This window comes from Streptococcus oralis (assembly GCF_026782285.1).
GTDB lineage: Bacteria > Bacillota > Bacilli > Lactobacillales > Streptococcaceae > Streptococcus > Streptococcus oralis_CG.
Genome location: NZ_JAKUWG010000004.1, coordinates 54194 through 71639, shown reverse-complemented (window position 1 = coordinate 71639; position 17446 = coordinate 54194). Strand labels below are relative to the sequence as shown.

The following is a 17446-nucleotide window of genomic DNA, read 5'->3' as shown; positions in this document are numbered from 1 at the left end:
ATTCCCACAATTCTCAGCGTTTTCATTCCTTTTTTCTTAGCTATATTTTGAAGTGACCGTTTTCATTATTTAGGACCTTGAGCAAACAAAAATAAGGTCCCTTGCAAGAGACCTTATTTAACTTTTTATTTGATATGATTTTCAAATTCTTTTTGGCTCTTTTCGATAGCCTTTTTACTCTCTTCTTCCCACTTAGTCTTGGCTTCATCAAATTGTTTCTTGGTAACAGTATCTTTTTGCAGTCTCATATACTTGTAGTTATTTCCATCGCCTTTGATTCCCACTAGAGAGTAGGCACGTGTAAATGGAGTTACTTTGGTTACAGAGGCCGTACCACCATTTGACATAGCAGACATGACTAGAGAATTGTCGATCATCCAAGCTTGAGCTTCAGCGTATTTTTCATAACGCTTAGCGACATCTTTGTTCTCAGCATCTGCTTCTTTCAGGAGTTGTGTATAGGTATCTAGTCCCAAACTCTTGATAAGCTCTTGGTCTTCTTTAGCATCAAGACCAAAAATCTTGAGATAGAAGCCAGTTTCAGCATTGAAGGGGTCTAGATAAGTTGATGGATCCTGGTAATCACCAACCCAACCATCAAAGTTTAGGTCGTAGTCGCGAGCTGCTGGATTGGGTGCTAGAAATGCGACATTTCCAAAGTCATCTGTCGAAAGCTGTTGAACATCAATGACGATATTGTCAGAACCTAGTACTGTTTCAAGGGTTTGTTTAAGCGAATTCATTCCAGAAACTGCATTTTTATTGGTTTGATCTACTGGGACGTCCAAATGAATAGGGAAGGTCACCCCTTGAGCTTCCAATTCCTTTTTGGCTTCCGCAAATTTTGCTTGGGCCTTTTCCTTGTTGAAGTAAGCATCTTGAGCATCTGCCAAATTGATACCTGACCACTCAGTTCCATAGTTTACAAGTTTAGAAGCCGTTACTTCTCCAAAGGTCTTATCTCCCACCTGGACAAATGTTGGGGGAACCAGAGTATTACGAAGGGTTTTGCTCGCCGCTTCTTCTCCATTAGATTGGGCAGAGTAAGTCGTACGATCGATAGCAAAGTTAAGCGCCTGACGGAAGTTTTTATTTAAAATCGCTGTTTGCGTTGAGTTCTTTTGTTGATCTGATGTTTTTGCAGTATGGTTATAGGCTTTACGGTTAACGTTAAAGTTGAAGTACCAAGAAGTCTTGTCCTGCAAGCTATAAACGATATTGTCTTGGTATTTTTCTTTCGTATTGGCATAGCTCGAGCTATTTGGATAGACTCCCGCAAGTGAGTAGGCACCACTTTCAAAGTTTCGAATCGTCATCTCCTGATCTGACCCATCAAAGTAGGCTAACTTAACTTTTTCAATGGTGACTTTATCATGGTCATAGTAGTGTGGATTCTTCACATATTCGATTGAAGATTTTGATGTAAAATCTTTTAACAAATATGGACCATTATAAAGGATACTGTCTGGTGTCAAGGTTCCAAAATCTTTATCCTTTGATTTCAAGAACTCTTCGTTGACTGGGAAAAGGATACTATTGGTTGTTTTTGAATTCCAGTAAGGCTCTGGCCGAGTTAAAGTGTACTCGACTGTGTAATCATCCAATGCTTTGACACCAACAGTTGAAAAGTCATTAGTCACACCCGTCACATAGTCATTCAATCCCTTGATAGAGTTCTGGATGAGATCCATGGCTTGCCCTTTGTTGTCAGCGGCATATTTGATCCCAGCGACAAAATCCTGAGCTTTGACTGAAGCATATTCCTCACCATCAGCCGTATACCACTTGGCATCTCTTCTGAGTTTGTAGGTATAGGTCAAACCATCTGCTGAAACAGACCAATCTTCAGCTAGAGCTGGCGTTAGATTGCCATAGCTATCATTTTCCAGCAAACCATCTACGAGATTGGTAATAACGGCAGTGTTATCCGCATAATAATCTAGAAGATAGTTAAAAGTTGTCGGATTCGCATTAAATGTTGATGAATAAGTGCTAGTATCTGTGTTGGACTGTCCACATGCAGAGAGCATAATCCCTGTCGCTAAGACAAGACCTGTCCCGATTAGTCTTTTTTTCATTTTGATCATCATCCACTCCTTTATGTCACTTTTTATAACATAGGCATATTTTATCAAATTTATCTTAAATTGTAAAGTTTATGGTTTTCCAGCAAATGATTAACCTACACTAGCATTGACAGCTCTAGAATAAAATTAGCCACTGAGTGTACAAAAATAAATAGGCAACCAGTTTGGTTCTCAAGAATCTTTTTGGACTGATGGAAAATGAAATCCAAGATATCCCCCCTTTTCAAACCTTCCTAAAAGATGAAATTAAGATTAGCAACATCTTCGATCGCCTAATTCTAATGTAAAACTATAAAAAGTCACCAAACGCTATTCCTTTGATTTCCGTGACTTTCATAAGTTTAAGAAACAGATCTTTGTCTCTCTGAATAAAAACAGAGAGGACAGTCGCTGTCCTCTCCAAATCTTAGCTAACATCAATCCGCCACAATTAACAAAGAGCTTGATGAAGTTAGAAATTTATTTTATTTGTAATTATAAGCCCAGTAGTAGTCTCCATTTCCACTAACTACTGCCGCTACAGCTCCTTCTGTCGCATTTGGATCCAAAAGCAATTCTCTCAAACCGCCATTTGCCCATTTCTTGACAACGGCAGCTGCATCTTGATCACGACGACCAACAAAACCTGAGCTATCGTATTGGCGAGAGATCTGGTTTGCTTTTGGTAGAGCTTGATTTTGATAAATCTCATCTGACCAAGTCAATTCTTTCAAACCTTGTTCCTTACGAATTTCATTGATTCCAGCGAATGCTTCTTTGGCCTTTTCCATATAGTAATAATTCGTATCATCCGTCGCAGCAACGCGGAAGACAAATTTCACATAACCAAATTCTACATCGCGGTATTTTTCTTCATCCACTCCACTCTTGAGGTTGGCGACTAAAACATAATCTCTAGCCCAAGGATCATTTTTGGTTTTCTCAAAGATATCCTCATCTTCAATTTCCCAAGTGACCTTTGCATCCCAACCCGCGTTATCTAAAAACTTAGGATTTAGTTTTTCGATCACATAGTTTTTGAATTCCTCGACATTTTGGAAAGGAAGTGCTTGTCCTGCTTTGGCAGTTTCGACCAGATTAGTCGAATACAGTTTCACGCTAGAGTTTTGATCACTATAGCTATATTCATCGTCTACGGAATTTGAGTGCAAGTTCGGATCCAGCGCTGGATCTGTTGGATCTGTCATTCCATGCAACTTCCATGCATCCTCCATCCACTTCCAGTAAGCTGTGTAACCTGTAACTTCGTCGTTTGATTCAATATAGTAATAGTGATTAGTACCATCAAATGCATAGTTTGGATCACCCTCCAGGATCTTATCACCTGGTTTTCCTGGCGGAATGACTAATTTGGGTTGGTTTCCATTTGGAGCCCATAATAAGTGCTCTAAACCTGGTGCTGGTTTTTCAACATACGGAGGAATCTGATTTTCACTCGGTTCATCTGTTGTTGTCAAACCTGGAGTCTCTGGGCCAGAGGGATTGGTTGAATTATCTGGTTTTGGTGCAAAAGGATCCAACTCGCCATCCGCTCCATTGAATGGGGGATTCTCTGGAAGTTCGATTGTTCCCGAGTCAAAAGGAGCATATTCACTATCCGCACCTCCGTAAGACGGAGTCTCTGGAAACTCAATAGTACCTGATTCAAAAGGATTAAATTCCCCGTCAGCTCCATTGAATGGGGGATTCTCTGGAAGTTCGATTGTTCCCAAGTCAAAAGGAGCATATTCACTATCCGCACCTCCGTAAGACGGAGTCTCTGGAAACTCAATAGTACCTGATTCAAAAGGATTAAATTCCTCATCCGCTCCATTGAATGGGGGATTTTCTGGGAGTTCCACCCTACCTGGATTTTCTAATTCTTTTTGATTATCCGCAGATTTCTTGACAAACACCCACCGACCGTTTTGGTAGTAGTAATAATCTCCATTTTCTAATACATAGTAATGGTAGCCATTCTCGTAACGATAGTGGTTATCATTTACTAAGTTGTTCGTTGAAGAATTGTTGTCACGATTGTTTGTCAGTGGTTTCCACTCACCATCACGGTAAATATAGTAACTACCATCACTCATACGATAGTAGTAGCTGCCATTCCAGTAGAAATAGCGACCGCTATCTGGCTGTCGGTAGTTATATCGATTCCAATAATTATAGTCATAACCCCAATCATCAAAATCATAGTCCCAACTATGACGGGAATCCCAACGATAATCTGCATGAACCGTTGGTGTTACAGAAGCTGAAACTGCAACTGCTGTCGCCAGAGCCGCTCCCGCCAAAAGACCATATTTTCTATTCATTTTAAATTAAACCTCCAAAAAAGAATCGCTGGTCATAACGTTCGGAAAACTTTTGTGCACTATTCGTTTTTCGGACTATAAACAAGGAATATATTTTATAAAATATAAATTGGACTTATTGAACACTTTTTTATATTTATTGCGTCCAATAATAATTATTGCACTTTCATAATTTAAAATCAAAAAAATAACATAGTTACTATTATTTTTAAAAAACAGTATTTTTAGTTGTTAAAATAAGCATTTTATAGTTTTAAGCCTAAAACTATAAAATACTAGACACTTACTTAGGAATTATTTTAAATTCATTCATACTGAATAAATATTCTCAAAGTGATTTGCCATATAAATATTAAAGTTCGTTTTTTTGAGGTTTCTACTCGCTCTATTTCACAATACACTAGAATTATCTTCAAGAAGCATCGTTTTAAGTGTTACAACCATTCAAAAGCTAATTAAAGAACTTTTATAACCGTGATCTGCTTATCAGTTTTTCATTTCAACTTCAATTGGCATTCAAGAACTGCTTTTACGACAACTGGTGTCTCAAAATCAGAAAAAGGAAGTACAGATTTTCTGCAACTTCCTTTTCTTTTATAGGCTATTTGACGTGTTTTTCTAGCTCTTTTTGGTATTTGGCATTTGTTTCAATCTTTTCTTTCTGCCATTTCTTGAGAGCTTCTTCGTATTCTTTTGTAGTCACGACATCCTTTTGCAGCTCCAAACCTTTGAATACAAACGGGTCTCCCTTGATTCCGACTTGTGAGTATGCTTTTGAGAATGGTACAGTTCGGCTAACAGTTGGAGAGCCACCCGAAGAGGCAACTGGGATCAAGAGCGAACTATCCGATACCCAAGCTTGAGCTTTAGCGTATTTTTCGTAACGCTTATTGAGGTCGCTGGTTTCAGCTGCAGCATCATCCAAGAGTTTCTTGTATTCGTCTAGACCAACTTGAGCCATCACTTCTGGATCTTTTCCGCGAGTAATTCCCAAGTGTTTAAGGGCAGAACCCTTCTTAGCATCAAGGATGTTGAGGTAGGTAGCTGGGTCTTGATAGTCAGGTCCCCAACCAGTTCCGTTCAAGTCATAGTCTTTTTGAGATGGCACCTTGGCTTGAGACGTAATGCTCATTTTCTCATTATCTGTCATTTGAAGGACATCGACAATGACATTCTCCGTACCAAGTGATGATTCGATAGACTGCTTGAGTGAGTTGGTTTGTTGAACCGCGATTACATCTGTTTGTTCAACTGGAACATCCAAACGGATTGGGAAGGTCACACCCTTAGCCTGCAATTCTGCCTTAGCCTTTGCAAAGGCTGCCTTGGCTTTTTCAGGACTGTATAGCGTATCCTTACCATCAGTAAGGGCTACATCTTTCCATTGGTCTCCATAAGAAACCAGCTCTGCCTGTGCCAACTCTCCAAATGTCTTTTCACCTACTTGAACGTAATCATGAGGTACTAGGCTGTTACGGATAATTTTGTCCGCACCTTCTTCACCATTCAACTGAGCAGTGTAAGAGTGACGGTCAAGGGCAAAGTTCAGCGCCTGACGGAAGTTCTTGTTAAGAAGAGCTTCTTTCGTTGATGTTTTTTGAGCTTCGTCTGTTTTGGCTGTTTTATTGTAAGACTGGCGGTTTACGTTAACCGTGAGGTAGTAGCTTGTCGCTTCTTGTGGACTGTAGACAATCTTATCGCCGTACTCTTTCTTAGTTGACTCAAAGTTTGAGCTTGTTGGGAAGAGACGGGCTGTTGTATAAGCACCTTGTGTAAAGCTGCGAATCAAAGATTCTTGGTCTGATCCATCGTAGAAGGTTAGTTTAATATTGTCAATCTTAACATTGTCCTTATCCCAGTAATTTGGATTCTTTTCATATTCAATGACTGATTTTGAAGTCAATGATTTCAAAAGGTAAGGGCCGTTATAAAGAATACTTGATGGTGTTGGTGCACCGTAGTCGCTCCCTTTAGAATTCAAGAATTCTTCATTAACTGGAAGCATGGTTGCAGTTGTGACTTTAGAGTTCCAGAAGCTTTCTGGTTTATTAAGCGTATATTCAACCGTGTAATCGTCAACAGCCTTGACTCCTACAGTAGAAAAGTCATTGCTTTCACCACTGATGTAAGCAGCCAAACCTTTGATAGAGTCTTGAAGGAGGGATAAGCCGTCTGATTTGCCGTCAGCTGCGTGTTTTAGACCAGTAACAAAGTCCTGAGCCTTGACTTCAGCATACTCTTCTCCCTCAGAAGTATACCATTTTACACCCTTACGAAGTTTGTAGGTATAAGTCAAGCCATCTTTAGAAACGGACCAGTCTTCTGCAAGCGACGGAATCAAGTTTCCGTATTTATCGTTTTCCAAGAGGCCATCGACAACGTTCGCTATAACGTCAGAAGTTGAGCTCTTGCTCGTCACACTGTAGTCCAAAGATGATGGATCTATTGCATAGACATAAGAAAATGTCTTGGGAGCATCAGACTTCTTTTCGCTTTGCCCACAAGCGGTTAACAGAAGGGCCGCACTCAAGACAGCACCTGCTCCTAAGAGCCACTTTTTCGATTTCATAAGTAATCTCCTTAAAGATAGTGTTTTCACCATTATACCCTATTTTTTCATAAAAGCAAGGACTTTCGCCAGATTTTTTAGAAAATTCTAACACATATTTTTTAAAGATTTTTCTACATAATTTTTAGTAAAAGAACCTCAAGCATCAAAGACTTGAGGTTCACTTATTTTAATCCGTTAGTTCCACACAGAAAGCATCCCATGGCGCCAAAGCCTGTTTCTCAACTGCTTCTTGAGCCATAGTATTTTCAATCAAGACAGATTTCACTTTTCCTTCTACTGCAAAGTTTTGTTTTTCATTGGACAAGTTAGCCACAACTAGAAAACGACGGTCACCATCCTTACGGATATAAGCAAAGATCTTATCAGCCGTATCAAGCAACTCAAAGTCAGCTCGAATCAACCAGCTGTTCTCTTTACGGATTTGAACGAGTTTTTGATAAGTATAGAAAATAGAATCTGGATTTGCCAGCGCTTCTTGAACGTTGATTGCTTGATAGTTTGGATTGACTGCCAACCAAGGTTGACCTGTCGAGAAACCAGCATTTTTGCTCTCGTCCCATTGCATCGGGGTACGGGCATTATCACGACCGATGACACGGATACTGTCCATGATTTCCTCTATAGAAACACCTTTTTCAAGAGCTTCACGCGCATAGTTGAGGGATTCAATATCTTCTACTTGCTCCAGTGTTTCAAACGGATAGTTGGTCATCCCAATCTCTTCACCTTGGTAGATATAAGGTGTACCTCTCATAAGATGAAGCAAGATTGCAAAGGCTTTGGCAGATTTTTCGCGGTATTCTTGGTCATTTCCCCAGATTGAGACGATACGAGGAAGGTCATGATTGTTCCAGAAGAGCGAATTCCAGCCATCTTCAACTCCTAACTCTGTCTGCCATTTGTTGAAAATCTCTTTTAACTTAGCAATATTCAGCTCTTTTTGATAGTGCCATTTAGGCTGACCTTCCTGATACTGAAGACAGATATGCTCAAACTGGAAGACCATAGACAATTCTTGCCCCTTTGGATCAGAGTAGAGCTTGGCAATCTCTGGCGTTGCTCCCCAGGTTTCCCCTACTGTCAAGAGATCCAGATCTCCAAAGGTTGCCTGATTCATTTCCTTGAGATAAGGGTGAAGCATAGGACCATTATTAACTACCTTCTCGTCAGGAATTTTCCCAATCATGTCAATAACATCCATACGGAAACCACCAATGCCTTTATCAATCCAAAAGTTCATCATATCATAAATTTTCTGACGAAGTTTTTCATTTTCCCAGTTGAGATCGGGCTGTTTCTTACTGAAAAAGTGAAGATAGTATTGACCTGACTTTTCATCGTATTCCCAAGCAGACCCACTAAAGATAGAATCCAGATCATTGGGTTCATCCCGCCAGATATAGTAGTCTCGTTCAGGGCTGTCAGGATTTTCACAGGCCTCGACAAACCAAGCATGCTCATCTGAAGTATGATTGACCACCAAGTCCATGATGATACGAATATCACGTTTCTTAGCTTCCGCGATCAGTTGGTCCATATCCTCCATGGTCCCAAAAATAGCCGCAATCGCTTGATAATCAGCAATATCATAGCCATTATCATCCATAGGACTATCATAAACGGGAGAAAGCCAAATCGCTGTAATCCCTAACTTAGCTAGATAATCTAACTTACTGGTAATACCTGGCAAATCGCCAATTCCATCTCCGTTGCTATCCATAAAGCTCTTAGGATAAACTTGATAGACTACGGCATTGTGCCACCATTTTTCTTGCATCTTCTTACCTCATTATTTTCATAATCTACAGTCTATGATAGCGCTTTTTGAAACTTTGTGCAAGCGTTTGCTTAATCTTTTTGATTCCTTTTTTAACTCCATAGTTTCCTAACTGCCAATTTTTTATTATAATAGAGGTCAGAGGTAAAAAAATGAAAAAACAAGCTTTTAGTTCTGAACAATATTTGAATCTACAACGCGACCACATTTTGGAGCGCATTAACCAATTTGACGGCAAACTCTATTTGGAGTTTGGTGGCAAAATGCTAGAAGATTTCCACGCTGCTCGTGTTCTTCCTGGTTATGAGCCTGACAACAAAATCAAGCTCTTGCAAGAGTTGAAAGAGCAAGTTGAGGTTGTGATTGCCATTAACGCTAGCAACATCGAACATTCCAAAGCACGTGGTGACTTGGGCATTTCTTATGACCAAGAAGTTCTTCGTCTGATTGACAAATTCAATGAATTAGGCATTTTTGTTGGCTCCGTTGTCATCACACAGTACGCTGGTCAACCAGCTGCAGATGCCTTCCGCAACCAACTTGAGAAAAACGGAATTGATTCTTATCTTCATTATCCAATCAAAGGATATCCGACAGATATGGACCACATTATTTCTCCTGAAGGTATGGGGAAAAATGACTACATCAAAACCAGTCGCAACTTGATCGTCGTAACTGCTCCTGGACCTGGTTCTGGAAAATTGGCAACTTGTATGTCCAACATGTACCACGACCAAATCAATGGTATCAAGTCTGGTTACGCTAAGTTTGAAACCTTCCCAGTTTGGAATCTTCCCCTTCATCACCCAGTCAACTTGGCCTACGAGGCTGCCACAGCTGACCTTGATGATGTCAACATGATTGACCCCTTCCATCTCCAAACCTACGGAGAAACCACTGTCAACTACAACCGTGATATCGAGATTTTCCCAGTGCTCAAGCGCATGTTAGAACGTATCCTTGGTGAATCTCCATACGCTTCACCGACAGACATGGGTGTCAACATGGTTGGCTTCGCTATTACGGATAATGAATCTGCTATCGAAGCTTCAAAACAAGAAATTATCCGACGCTACTATCAAACCGTTCTTGACTTTAAGGCTGAAAAAGTTAGCGAAGCTGCTGTTAAGAAAATTGAACTTCTCATGAACGACCTCGGCATCACACCTGCAGACCGCAAGGTTGCTGTTGCTGCACGCCAAAAAGCTGAAGAAACTGGTGGTCCTGCCCTAGCTCTTGAATTGCCAACTGGGGAAATTGTCACTGGTAAGAACTCAGAACTCTTTGGTCCTACAGCCGCTGCTCTTATCAACGCTATCAAGAAATCAGCTGACATCGCTAAAGAAGTAAAACTCATCGAACCTGAACTTGTCAAACCGATCCAAGGTCTTAAAATCGATCATCTGGGTAGCCGCAATCCACGCCTTCATTCAAATGAAATCCTGATTGCACTAGCTATCACAGCTACGGAAAATCCTGACGCTGCCCGCGCTATGGAAGAACTTGGCAACCTCAAAGGAAGCGAAGCCCACTCAACCATCATCCTGACCGATGAAGACAAGAATGTCCTACGGAAATTGGGTATCAACGTAACCTTTGACCCTTACTACCAATACGATCGCTTGTATCGCAAATAAATAAACAAGGCTGGACAAAAACTCCATTTGAGAGGAAAATCCAGTAAATCTTTACATAATAAAAAAAATCAAACGCATAATATCAAGTCTTTTGGACACTTGGTATTATGCGTTTTTATGATTTTCCATTCTCATTTATTTCAATGAAATTGTCAACTCGACAGAGGCTCCTCCTTGGTCTAGATTGAGCAGGGTCAGACGACCACCGTGCAAGAGAGCTACTTGCTTAGAAAAGGCTAAGCCGATTCCATGATGGGGATTAGCTGAATTGCGGCTTTGGTCACTCTGATAAAAGAGCTGTTCCGCTCCCAGCAGCATCTCCTCTGAAAATGCAGGGCCATTGTTCCAGATAGCAAAAACCAACTGGTCCTGCTGCACTGATACCGTCAGCTTCACTTCCTTTTGGTCCTGATTAGCATGTTCAAGCGCATTCAGTAAGATATTGAGCAAAGCCCGCTTGAGATAGTCCAAATGAATTGACAAAATCAGACTAAGCTCACAATCTTCTTGGAGGTAGAAACGATGGCTTTCCTGTTTGCTGAACAGTGCCCAATCATCCTGTAGATAAGCCAAAAAGTCCCCTAAGGAAAGCTGAATGAACTGATTAGAATCAATCTGAAAAGTCTTAGCGTAATCAATCAAAGAGCCACAATACTCTTCCATCTTGTGACTAGCCTGCAAAATCTCAGCAGCATAGTCTGCCTGTGGATGGCCCAACTGCGCCAATTCCAAGAGCTCAGCGTTCCCTTTAATCACAGTTAGGGGCGTCTTCAAATCGTGCGATGTCGCTGATAGCTGTAAAATCAACTCCTGATTATGCTGCTGCTCTCTTTCTAGAAGACGAGCATTTTCTTGGTGGCTGCTCCGTAAATCGCTATAAACTTCTAGCATTTCCTCAATCCGAAAAAGCTGACTTTGATTTTCTTCTAAAAGCTTCTCGCTCGTTAGCATTTTTATTTCCCTGTCGATTTTTCGGAGCAATTTCAAAATATGATAAAAAGTAATCAGCAGCAAGCTCCCTGCCCAAAAGAACAAGGTAAAAAGGGCATAATCGCTGCCTTGTGTAAATTCATAACCTATAAGCACAAAAATCAAAACATGAAAAAAGACGATTTTTAAACTGGTTGTCCAGACTAGGCTTTTGAAATTTCGGGTTCTAATTGCCATCTATAGCCTACTCCTCTCACTGTTGCGATTGCTTGCAGCCCTTCTTGTTTGCATTTTTGACGAATCTGATATACGTATTCTGAGATGGAACGAAGCTGTGTTTCTGAACTTTCTGGGTAAAGCAAGGTATGCAGGCGTTCAGCTGAAAAGGTCTGCTTGGGATTGCTAGCTAGTAAATGCAGCAACTTAAACTCTCGCTCTGAAAATTTCAAGACTTTACCAAAACAGGCAACTTCATAGCGCTCTGGATAAAATTGGCAAGAAGCAATTTCAGAATAGCGCTCCTCACGTCTTTCCTCCCGCCGAAGATGCGCTCTGACACGCGCCAGCAATTCTTTGGTCCCAAAAGGTTTGACAATATAGTCATCTGCTCCGCGAAAGAGCCCTTCCACCTTGTCCGCCTCCAATTCCTTAGCCGTCAGAAAGATGATCGGACACGAAAGATGCGGACGAATGTAGGAACACAGCTCAAAACCATTGACAGGCTCCATCATCACATCCAGCAGAATCAAGTCATATCCGACAAAATGTGTCAGCTCTAGCTCTTCTATCCGATCAAGCGTCGTCACATCATAAGCGTCGAGCTCTAGGACGTTTCTCACCAGCTTTAAAATGCTCCGGTCGTCATCAACCACCAAAATACGATACTGTCTCATGAGTTCCATTATAGCATACCTCTAGCGAACATCTCGTTTCAAGGTTAAGAATATAGCAGAGCTCCAAACCAAAGCTAGCCAGAACAGCTGTATTACCAGCCCTGATAGATCTATTGAATGCTGAAGGCTTTCATACTCAAAAAGATTTAGTGTAGCCAGATCGGGCAGGTATTTTGCTTCTTTGATGAAAGTTGCCAATAAACGGCTGAGACCAATCAAGAGAGGAAAGAGCACCGATACCGGCACAACCCAAGATTGAAAGAGCAAAGCGAGGCCAGCAGCTAAAAAAGCCAGAAAAAGATTGCTGAGAAGACCAAAAGAGCTGTAATAGAGGAAGTTCCCCAGCAAGGACCAGCTAAAGGCTAGGTCAAAACGAGCCAGCATAACAAGGAAACAGCTGCCTATCATCACACTGTAGAGAACCAAGAGCAGCAAGAACAGAAAAAGGATTTTCCCAGCCAACCAAGCCTTTCTATTTGATACGGTTAGAAAATTCGTTCGCATCCCAGACTTGACAAACTCCTGGGCAAAATAGAGGGAAGTAAAGATGACGATGACAGGCTGCGCTAAATAGAGAGCATGCAAAGCCTCGCTCAGAGCTTTCGTCTGGCCAACTGCTGTCTGACTATAGTCAAGATTCATCAGAAAAAAAGGAACAGCCACCAGAGCCACCAAGGCTGCACCAAGAGCGAGATAGTAAGAACGGAACTTAATCCATTCACTTTTAAGTAGAGCTTTTATCATCAGTATCGCCCTCCTAAATCCGTCTTCAAAAAGCGCAGAGAGGTCATGCCACCAGTGACTAGTATCCATGCGCCAAGTATCAAGAGCCCTTGCAAGGGATTGTTGGCATATTGGGAAGTTGGCGTTGCAGCAAACAACTCTCCTGCGGGCTGTGGCAAATAAGCTCCCCAACTCATGTGAGCTGCCAGATAGTTTCCCAGATTATAGATCTGTGGTACGAGAAAAAGCAGAGGAACTAGCATGGTCCGAGCCAATAAACCTAACAAAAACGAAAGGATTCCCAATAAGGTCAGAGATAAGGTTTTCCACAAAATCAAACTCCAAGCTGCCTGATTGAGCAGAATCGGATCAAGTCCTTCCTTTCCTAAAGCCAGATGCATGACCATATAACTAAAGTAAATCGATAAAAAGCTAGTGGCAAGAGAAAAGCAAGTGAAGGTCATGAGTTTTCCGACAAGCAGCTTCAGACGGTTATTACAGGATAAAAGACTGGTTCTCAAGCTATGAGACTGAAATTCCATAGCTCCCAAAATTCCAGCTAAGATGACCAAAACCATGCCCGCCATAGAGGCCCCGTTGAGACCCAGATATTCCAGCGGATCAATGGCTTCTGCCAGACCGGGAACCATCTCAGGGGTGGCATCCAAGCCAATAGATAAATACTGTCGGCCCTCCAGCCAGGATACAGCAGGCACCAAGAGCAGCATGAATGCCATACTCACTTTGAAAGCCTTGGTTGAGCAAATTTTCAACCATTCTGAATGCAATAAGGACATCGTTTCTTTCATCTTAAACCTCCTCTGTCAAATCAAAGAAGAGATCTTCTAGACTGTCTGAATCTTGCAGTACCTCTTCCAATTGTCCCTGCTCAATAATTCGCCCATGATGAATCAAGACGACATCATCTGTCACCATTTGCACCTCTGATAGGATATGAGAAGATAGAAGTACCGTTTTCCCTAAATCAGCCTGCTGACGGATGAACTTTCTAAACCACTTGATCCCACTTGGATCCAGTCCATTGGTCGGCTCATCTAATATAAGAAACTGAGGATCACCCAGCAAAGCTGCAGCCAAACCCAAGCGTTGACCTTCCCCCAGAGACAGGCTTGACAAGAGGTCCTTCCTCTTATGAGCGATTCCAGTCATCTCCAAAACCTCATCAATCCGAGACTTGGGAATAGCATTACTCGCCGCAATAATCCTCAAGTGGTCATAGACCTTTCGATTTGACAGACCGCCAATACCGTCAAAGGCTGCACCTACCGTTCTGAGCGGGTAGGTCATTGACTGATAGGTTTGCCCATCAAAAGTCGCAGTCCCTGCTGTCGCCCGATCTAATCCCAAGAGAATCCTCAAGGTCGAACTTTTCCCTGCACCATTTGGACCCAGAAAAGCTGTAATCCGCCCGCTTCTAGCTGTAAAAGAAATATCTTCCAAAATCTGCTTACTGCCATGTTTTTTGCAGACTCCTTCTATTTTCACCATATGTTCCATATTGAACTCCTTTATCTTTATTTTCTCCAGTATACCCAATCTAGTTCAGAATTAGTTCAGAGATTAAGCAGAAATTCTAAAAGTTGACTCCACCTTTCAAAAGTCGCTCTAGCTTCATTAGAAAGAACTCAGTTTTTCTTTATAATTCTGCGGGTTTTGTATGGAGACTTTGTTATAACGCTAGTCTCAAAAAGTCATTTATTAAACTCCATCAAGAGCAGGCTTTATGATATAATGAAAGAAGAAAACTGAAAGGATTTACCATGTCAAAAGAAGTTATTGTTGAAAGTTTTGAACTTGACCACACTATTGTTAAAGCACCATATGTTCGCTTGATTGGGGAAGAAACAGGACCAAAGGGAGACATCATCTCTAACTTTGATATTCGCTTGGTACAGCCAAACGAGGACTCTATCCCTACTGCTGGCCTTCACACTATCGAGCACCTCTTGGCCAAACTCATCCGTACCCGCATTGACGGCATGATTGACTGTTCGCCATTTGGTTGCCGTACCGGTTTCCATATGATTATGTGGGGACGTCACACCAGTGCTGAGATTGCAGCTGTTATTAAGGATTCGCTCAAGGAAATCGCTGAAACCACTACTTGGGAAGATGTCCCTGGAACAACCATCGAATCTTGCGGAAACTACAAAGACCACAGCCTCTTTTCTGCTAAAGAATGGGCAAAACTCATCTTGGAACAAGGAATATCAGATGATGCCTTTGAGCGTCATGTCATCTAAACAAATATAGGAACCAGCTTATTAGCTAGTTCCTTATTTTTTTCTCAAAATCTTGAGTTAGGCTTTTTCACGAATGACCAAAACACCATCTTCCATATCTGCTTCCAGATGTTTAGCATCTAAATGATCCAAGTGGAAGTCTGTCACCTTATCACGAATTTGTTGTTCAACCACACGGCGGAGCGGACGAACACCCATAACTTCATCATAGCCTTCTTCTGTGATAAAGTCCTTAGCTGCTTGACTAACTTCCAAATCAATGTCTTTCTTAGCCAAGGTTTGGTTGACTTCCGCCAACATCAAGTCCACAATCTTAGAAAGGTCTTCCTTATTCAAGTGTGAGAACTCGATAACTGCGTTAAAGCGGTTAAGGAATTCTGGACGGAAGAATGGTTTCAAACGATCCATCAATTCTGGTTTATCTGCATCTTCTGTCAAGTTAGCTTCATAGCCAAATCCAGCATTTGATGTCGCGATAATGACAGTGTTCTTAAAGTTCACTGTATTTCCTTGACCATCAGTCAAACGACCGTCATCCAATACTTGGAGGAGAAGGGTGATTACTTGAGGATCAGCCTTTTCAATTTCGTCCAAGAGAATGATAGAGTAAGGATTGCGACGAACACGTTCTGTCAAGGTATTGCTATTGTCATCATACCCAACATAACCAGCTGTTGTACCAATTAGCTTAGATACGGCTGTGCGGTCACTGTATTCAGACATATCCAAACGGATAATCGCATCCTTCGTTCCAAACATATCGAGCGCTAATTGCTTAGCAAGTTCTGTCTTACCAACCCCAGTTGGACCTACAAAGAGGAAGCTACCGATTGGGCGATTGCCTTCATCAAAACCAGCACGGTTACGACGGATAGCACGAGCTACAGCTTCAACCGCCTTGTCTTGGCCGATAACCTTGTGTTCCAAGCGATGAGCCATATCTTTCAAACGTTCGATGTCTGACGCTCCCATTTGTGACACTGGAATACCTGTCATTCGCTCTACAGACTCAGCCACATCGTTGATGCTTGCAGTCACTTTCATGTCTTCTGTGTGGTTTTCGACTTTTTTCTCTAATTCTGCAATACGTGTTTTAGCATTGAGAGCTGCTTCAAAGTCTTCTGCCTCAACTGCTTTTTCTTGCTTGTCTTTTTCTGCTTCAATTTCCCGTTCAACAGCATGAACATCTGTTACAGGATGTTGAGCTGCCAAGTGAGCTGCCGTTACATCGACAAGGTCGATAGCCTTATCTGGCAAGCTACGTTGAGGAATGTATTGGATAGAATAATCAACTGCTGCTTTCAAGACTTCGTCTGGCAAGATGACATTGTGGTGTTGTTGATAGAGGTCACGAATCCCTTGAAGGATTTTAAAGGTATCCTCTGCTGAAGGAGCATTGACCTTGACTTCGTTGAAACGACGAGCAAGAGCTGCATTTTTCAAGATAGTGTTACGGTATTCATCTTGAGTTGTCGCTCCAATAACGGTCAACTCACCACGAGAGAGAGCTGGCTTGAGAATATCTGCAAGACCTTTAGAACCACTATCTCCACCAGTGCTACCAGCACCGAGAATTTGATGAATTTCATCAAAGAAGAGAATAATATTCCCTGCTTCTTTCACTTCATTGACTAGGTTTTGGACGTTTTCTTCAAAGCTACCACGGTATTGAGTACCAGCCTCAAGACCTGAGATATCAATAGAAATGATTTCCTTGTTCTTGATGGCAGCCGGAACATCTCCATTCACAATCGCTTGTGCTAGACCTTCGACAACGGCTGTCTTACCAACACCTGCATCTCCGACTAGAACAGGATTATTTTTCGTACGACGGGATAGGATTTCAGATGTTTCTTGAATTTCCTTGTTTCGTCCGATAACAGGATCCAATTTGCCCTCGCGAGCTTCTGCTGTCAAGTTACGACCTAGTTTAGCAAGGACACCGTCTTGTTTCATACCTGAAGCGTGTTGTTGCATTTGTCCATCAACTTCTGCATTTCCTGGCAATTGACCAGTTGCACGATAATGAGCAAATTCCTCAGGTGTCACTTCACGTCCATTAATCAAGTAGCGACGATTTTCAGAACTATATCCTCGCATACCACCCATCAATTGGTTAAATAAATCATCCATGTTATTAAAGTTGTTAAAGTTGTTGTTCATATTCTTTACCTCATTTATTGTTAATTATTTGCGATCTCTGATATTGACTATCTTTGACCTTTGTTTTAAAAATTTTAGACTAGCTAACTCGCTACTC

The 17446-nt window shown here is 41.6% G+C and carries 12 protein-coding genes; 2 read left to right on the top strand and 10 right to left on the bottom strand.

The window, feature by feature from the left end:
• Positions 1-125: 125 nt before the first annotated feature.
• The 4 genes from MK403_RS04580 to MK403_RS04565 form a co-directional block, all read right to left on the bottom strand.
• Entirely contained in the window at positions 126-2087 is a 1962-nt protein-coding gene (locus MK403_RS04580; RefSeq protein ID WP_268709092.1) for a peptide ABC transporter substrate-binding protein, read from the bottom strand.
• Positions 2088-2551: 464 nt separating this feature from the next.
• Positions 2552-4390: a CAP domain-containing protein gene (locus MK403_RS04575; protein WP_268709091.1), complete on the bottom strand. Its 1839-nt coding sequence runs from the start codon at positions 4388-4390 to the stop codon at positions 2552-2554.
• 601 nt (positions 4391-4991) lie between these two features.
• On the bottom strand, positions 4992-6959 hold the full coding sequence (locus MK403_RS04570; protein WP_268709090.1) for a peptide ABC transporter substrate-binding protein: 1968 nt from the start codon (positions 6957-6959) through the stop codon (positions 4992-4994).
• A gap of 169 nt (positions 6960-7128) precedes the next feature.
• Complete coding sequence (locus MK403_RS04565; RefSeq protein ID WP_268709089.1) at positions 7129-8739, bottom strand: glycoside hydrolase family 13 protein; 1611 nt, start codon at positions 8737-8739, stop codon at positions 7129-7131.
• Positions 8740-8891: 152 nt separating this feature from the next.
• Here MK403_RS04565 and MK403_RS04560 point away from each other — a divergent pair, with 152 nt between their 5' ends.
• Positions 8892-10376: a DUF1846 domain-containing protein gene (locus MK403_RS04560; RefSeq protein ID WP_268709088.1), complete on the top strand. Its 1485-nt coding sequence runs from the start codon at positions 8892-8894 to the stop codon at positions 10374-10376.
• A 135-nt stretch (positions 10377-10511) separates the two neighbouring features.
• Here MK403_RS04560 and MK403_RS04555 read toward each other — a convergent pair whose 3' ends face one another.
• Genes MK403_RS04555 through MK403_RS04535 form a run of 5 tightly spaced genes read right to left on the bottom strand, consistent with a single transcriptional unit; the run spans position 10512 to position 14440 of the window.
• Positions 10512-11543, bottom strand: coding sequence for a sensor histidine kinase (locus MK403_RS04555; RefSeq protein ID WP_268709087.1), 1032 nt, complete (start codon positions 11541-11543; stop codon positions 10512-10514).
• On the bottom strand, positions 11510-12208 hold the full coding sequence (locus MK403_RS04550) for a response regulator transcription factor (RefSeq protein WP_268709086.1): 699 nt from the start codon (positions 12206-12208) through the stop codon (positions 11510-11512). Before MK403_RS04550 ends, MK403_RS04555 begins: the two co-directional genes overlap by 34 nt.
• A 12-nt stretch (positions 12209-12220) precedes the next feature.
• Positions 12221-12943, bottom strand: a complete 723-nt coding sequence (locus MK403_RS04545; RefSeq protein ID WP_268709085.1) for a lantibiotic ABC transporter permease — start codon at positions 12941-12943, stop codon at positions 12221-12223.
• The gene (locus MK403_RS04540) at positions 12943-13731 is read right to left on the bottom strand and encodes a lantibiotic ABC transporter permease (RefSeq protein WP_268709084.1); all 789 of its coding nucleotides are present in this window, start codon (positions 13729-13731) and stop codon (positions 12943-12945) included. Before MK403_RS04540 ends, MK403_RS04545 begins: the two co-directional genes overlap by 1 nt.
• Before the next feature lies 1 nt (position 13732).
• Positions 13733-14440, bottom strand: a complete 708-nt coding sequence (locus MK403_RS04535; protein ID WP_268709083.1) for an ABC transporter ATP-binding protein — start codon at positions 14438-14440, stop codon at positions 13733-13735.
• A 263-nt stretch (positions 14441-14703) separates the two neighbouring features.
• On the opposite strand from MK403_RS04535, the gene MK403_RS04530 reads away from it, so the two are divergent.
• On the top strand, positions 14704-15186 hold the full coding sequence (locus MK403_RS04530) for an S-ribosylhomocysteine lyase (RefSeq protein WP_000032544.1): 483 nt from the start codon (positions 14704-14706) through the stop codon (positions 15184-15186).
• Between the two features lie 57 nt (positions 15187-15243).
• Here the strand turns inward: MK403_RS04530 and MK403_RS04525 are convergent, their stop codons facing one another.
• A complete protein-coding gene (locus MK403_RS04525) occupies positions 15244-17349 on the bottom strand; it encodes an ATP-dependent Clp protease ATP-binding subunit (RefSeq protein WP_084852713.1) in 2106 nt (701 codons plus the stop codon).
• Between the last annotated feature and the right edge of the window lie 97 nt (positions 17350-17446).

Bases quoted from the DNA above. Each gene is read 5' to 3' on its own strand.
- MK403_RS04580 (WP_268709092.1), bottom strand. From the start codon at position 2,087: ATGATCAAAATGAAAAAAAGACTAATCGGGACAGGTCTTGTCTTAGCG.
- MK403_RS04575 (WP_268709091.1), bottom strand. From the start codon at position 4,390: ATGAATAGAAAATATGGTCTTTTGGCGGGAGCGGCTCTGGCGACAGCA.
- MK403_RS04570 (WP_268709090.1), bottom strand. From the start codon at position 6,959: ATGAAATCGAAAAAGTGGCTCTTAGGAGCAGGTGCTGTCTTGAGTGCG.
- MK403_RS04565 (WP_268709089.1), bottom strand. From the start codon at position 8,739: ATGCAAGAAAAATGGTGGCACAATGCCGTAGTCTATCAAGTTTATCCT.
- MK403_RS04560 (WP_268709088.1), top strand. From the start codon at position 8,892: ATGAAAAAACAAGCTTTTAGTTCTGAACAATATTTGAATCTACAACGC.
- MK403_RS04555 (WP_268709087.1), bottom strand. From the start codon at position 11,543: ATGGCAATTAGAACCCGAAATTTCAAAAGCCTAGTCTGGACAACCAGT.
- MK403_RS04550 (WP_268709086.1), bottom strand. From the start codon at position 12,208: ATGGAACTCATGAGACAGTATCGTATTTTGGTGGTTGATGACGACCGG.
- MK403_RS04545 (WP_268709085.1), bottom strand. From the start codon at position 12,943: ATGATAAAAGCTCTACTTAAAAGTGAATGGATTAAGTTCCGTTCTTAC.
- MK403_RS04540 (WP_268709084.1), bottom strand. From the start codon at position 13,731: ATGAAAGAAACGATGTCCTTATTGCATTCAGAATGGTTGAAAATTTGC.
- MK403_RS04535 (WP_268709083.1), bottom strand. From the start codon at position 14,440: ATGGAACATATGGTGAAAATAGAAGGAGTCTGCAAAAAACATGGCAGT.
- MK403_RS04530 (WP_000032544.1), top strand. From the start codon at position 14,704: ATGTCAAAAGAAGTTATTGTTGAAAGTTTTGAACTTGACCACACTATT.
- MK403_RS04525 (WP_084852713.1), bottom strand. From the start codon at position 17,349: ATGAACAACAACTTTAACAACTTTAATAACATGGATGATTTATTTAAC.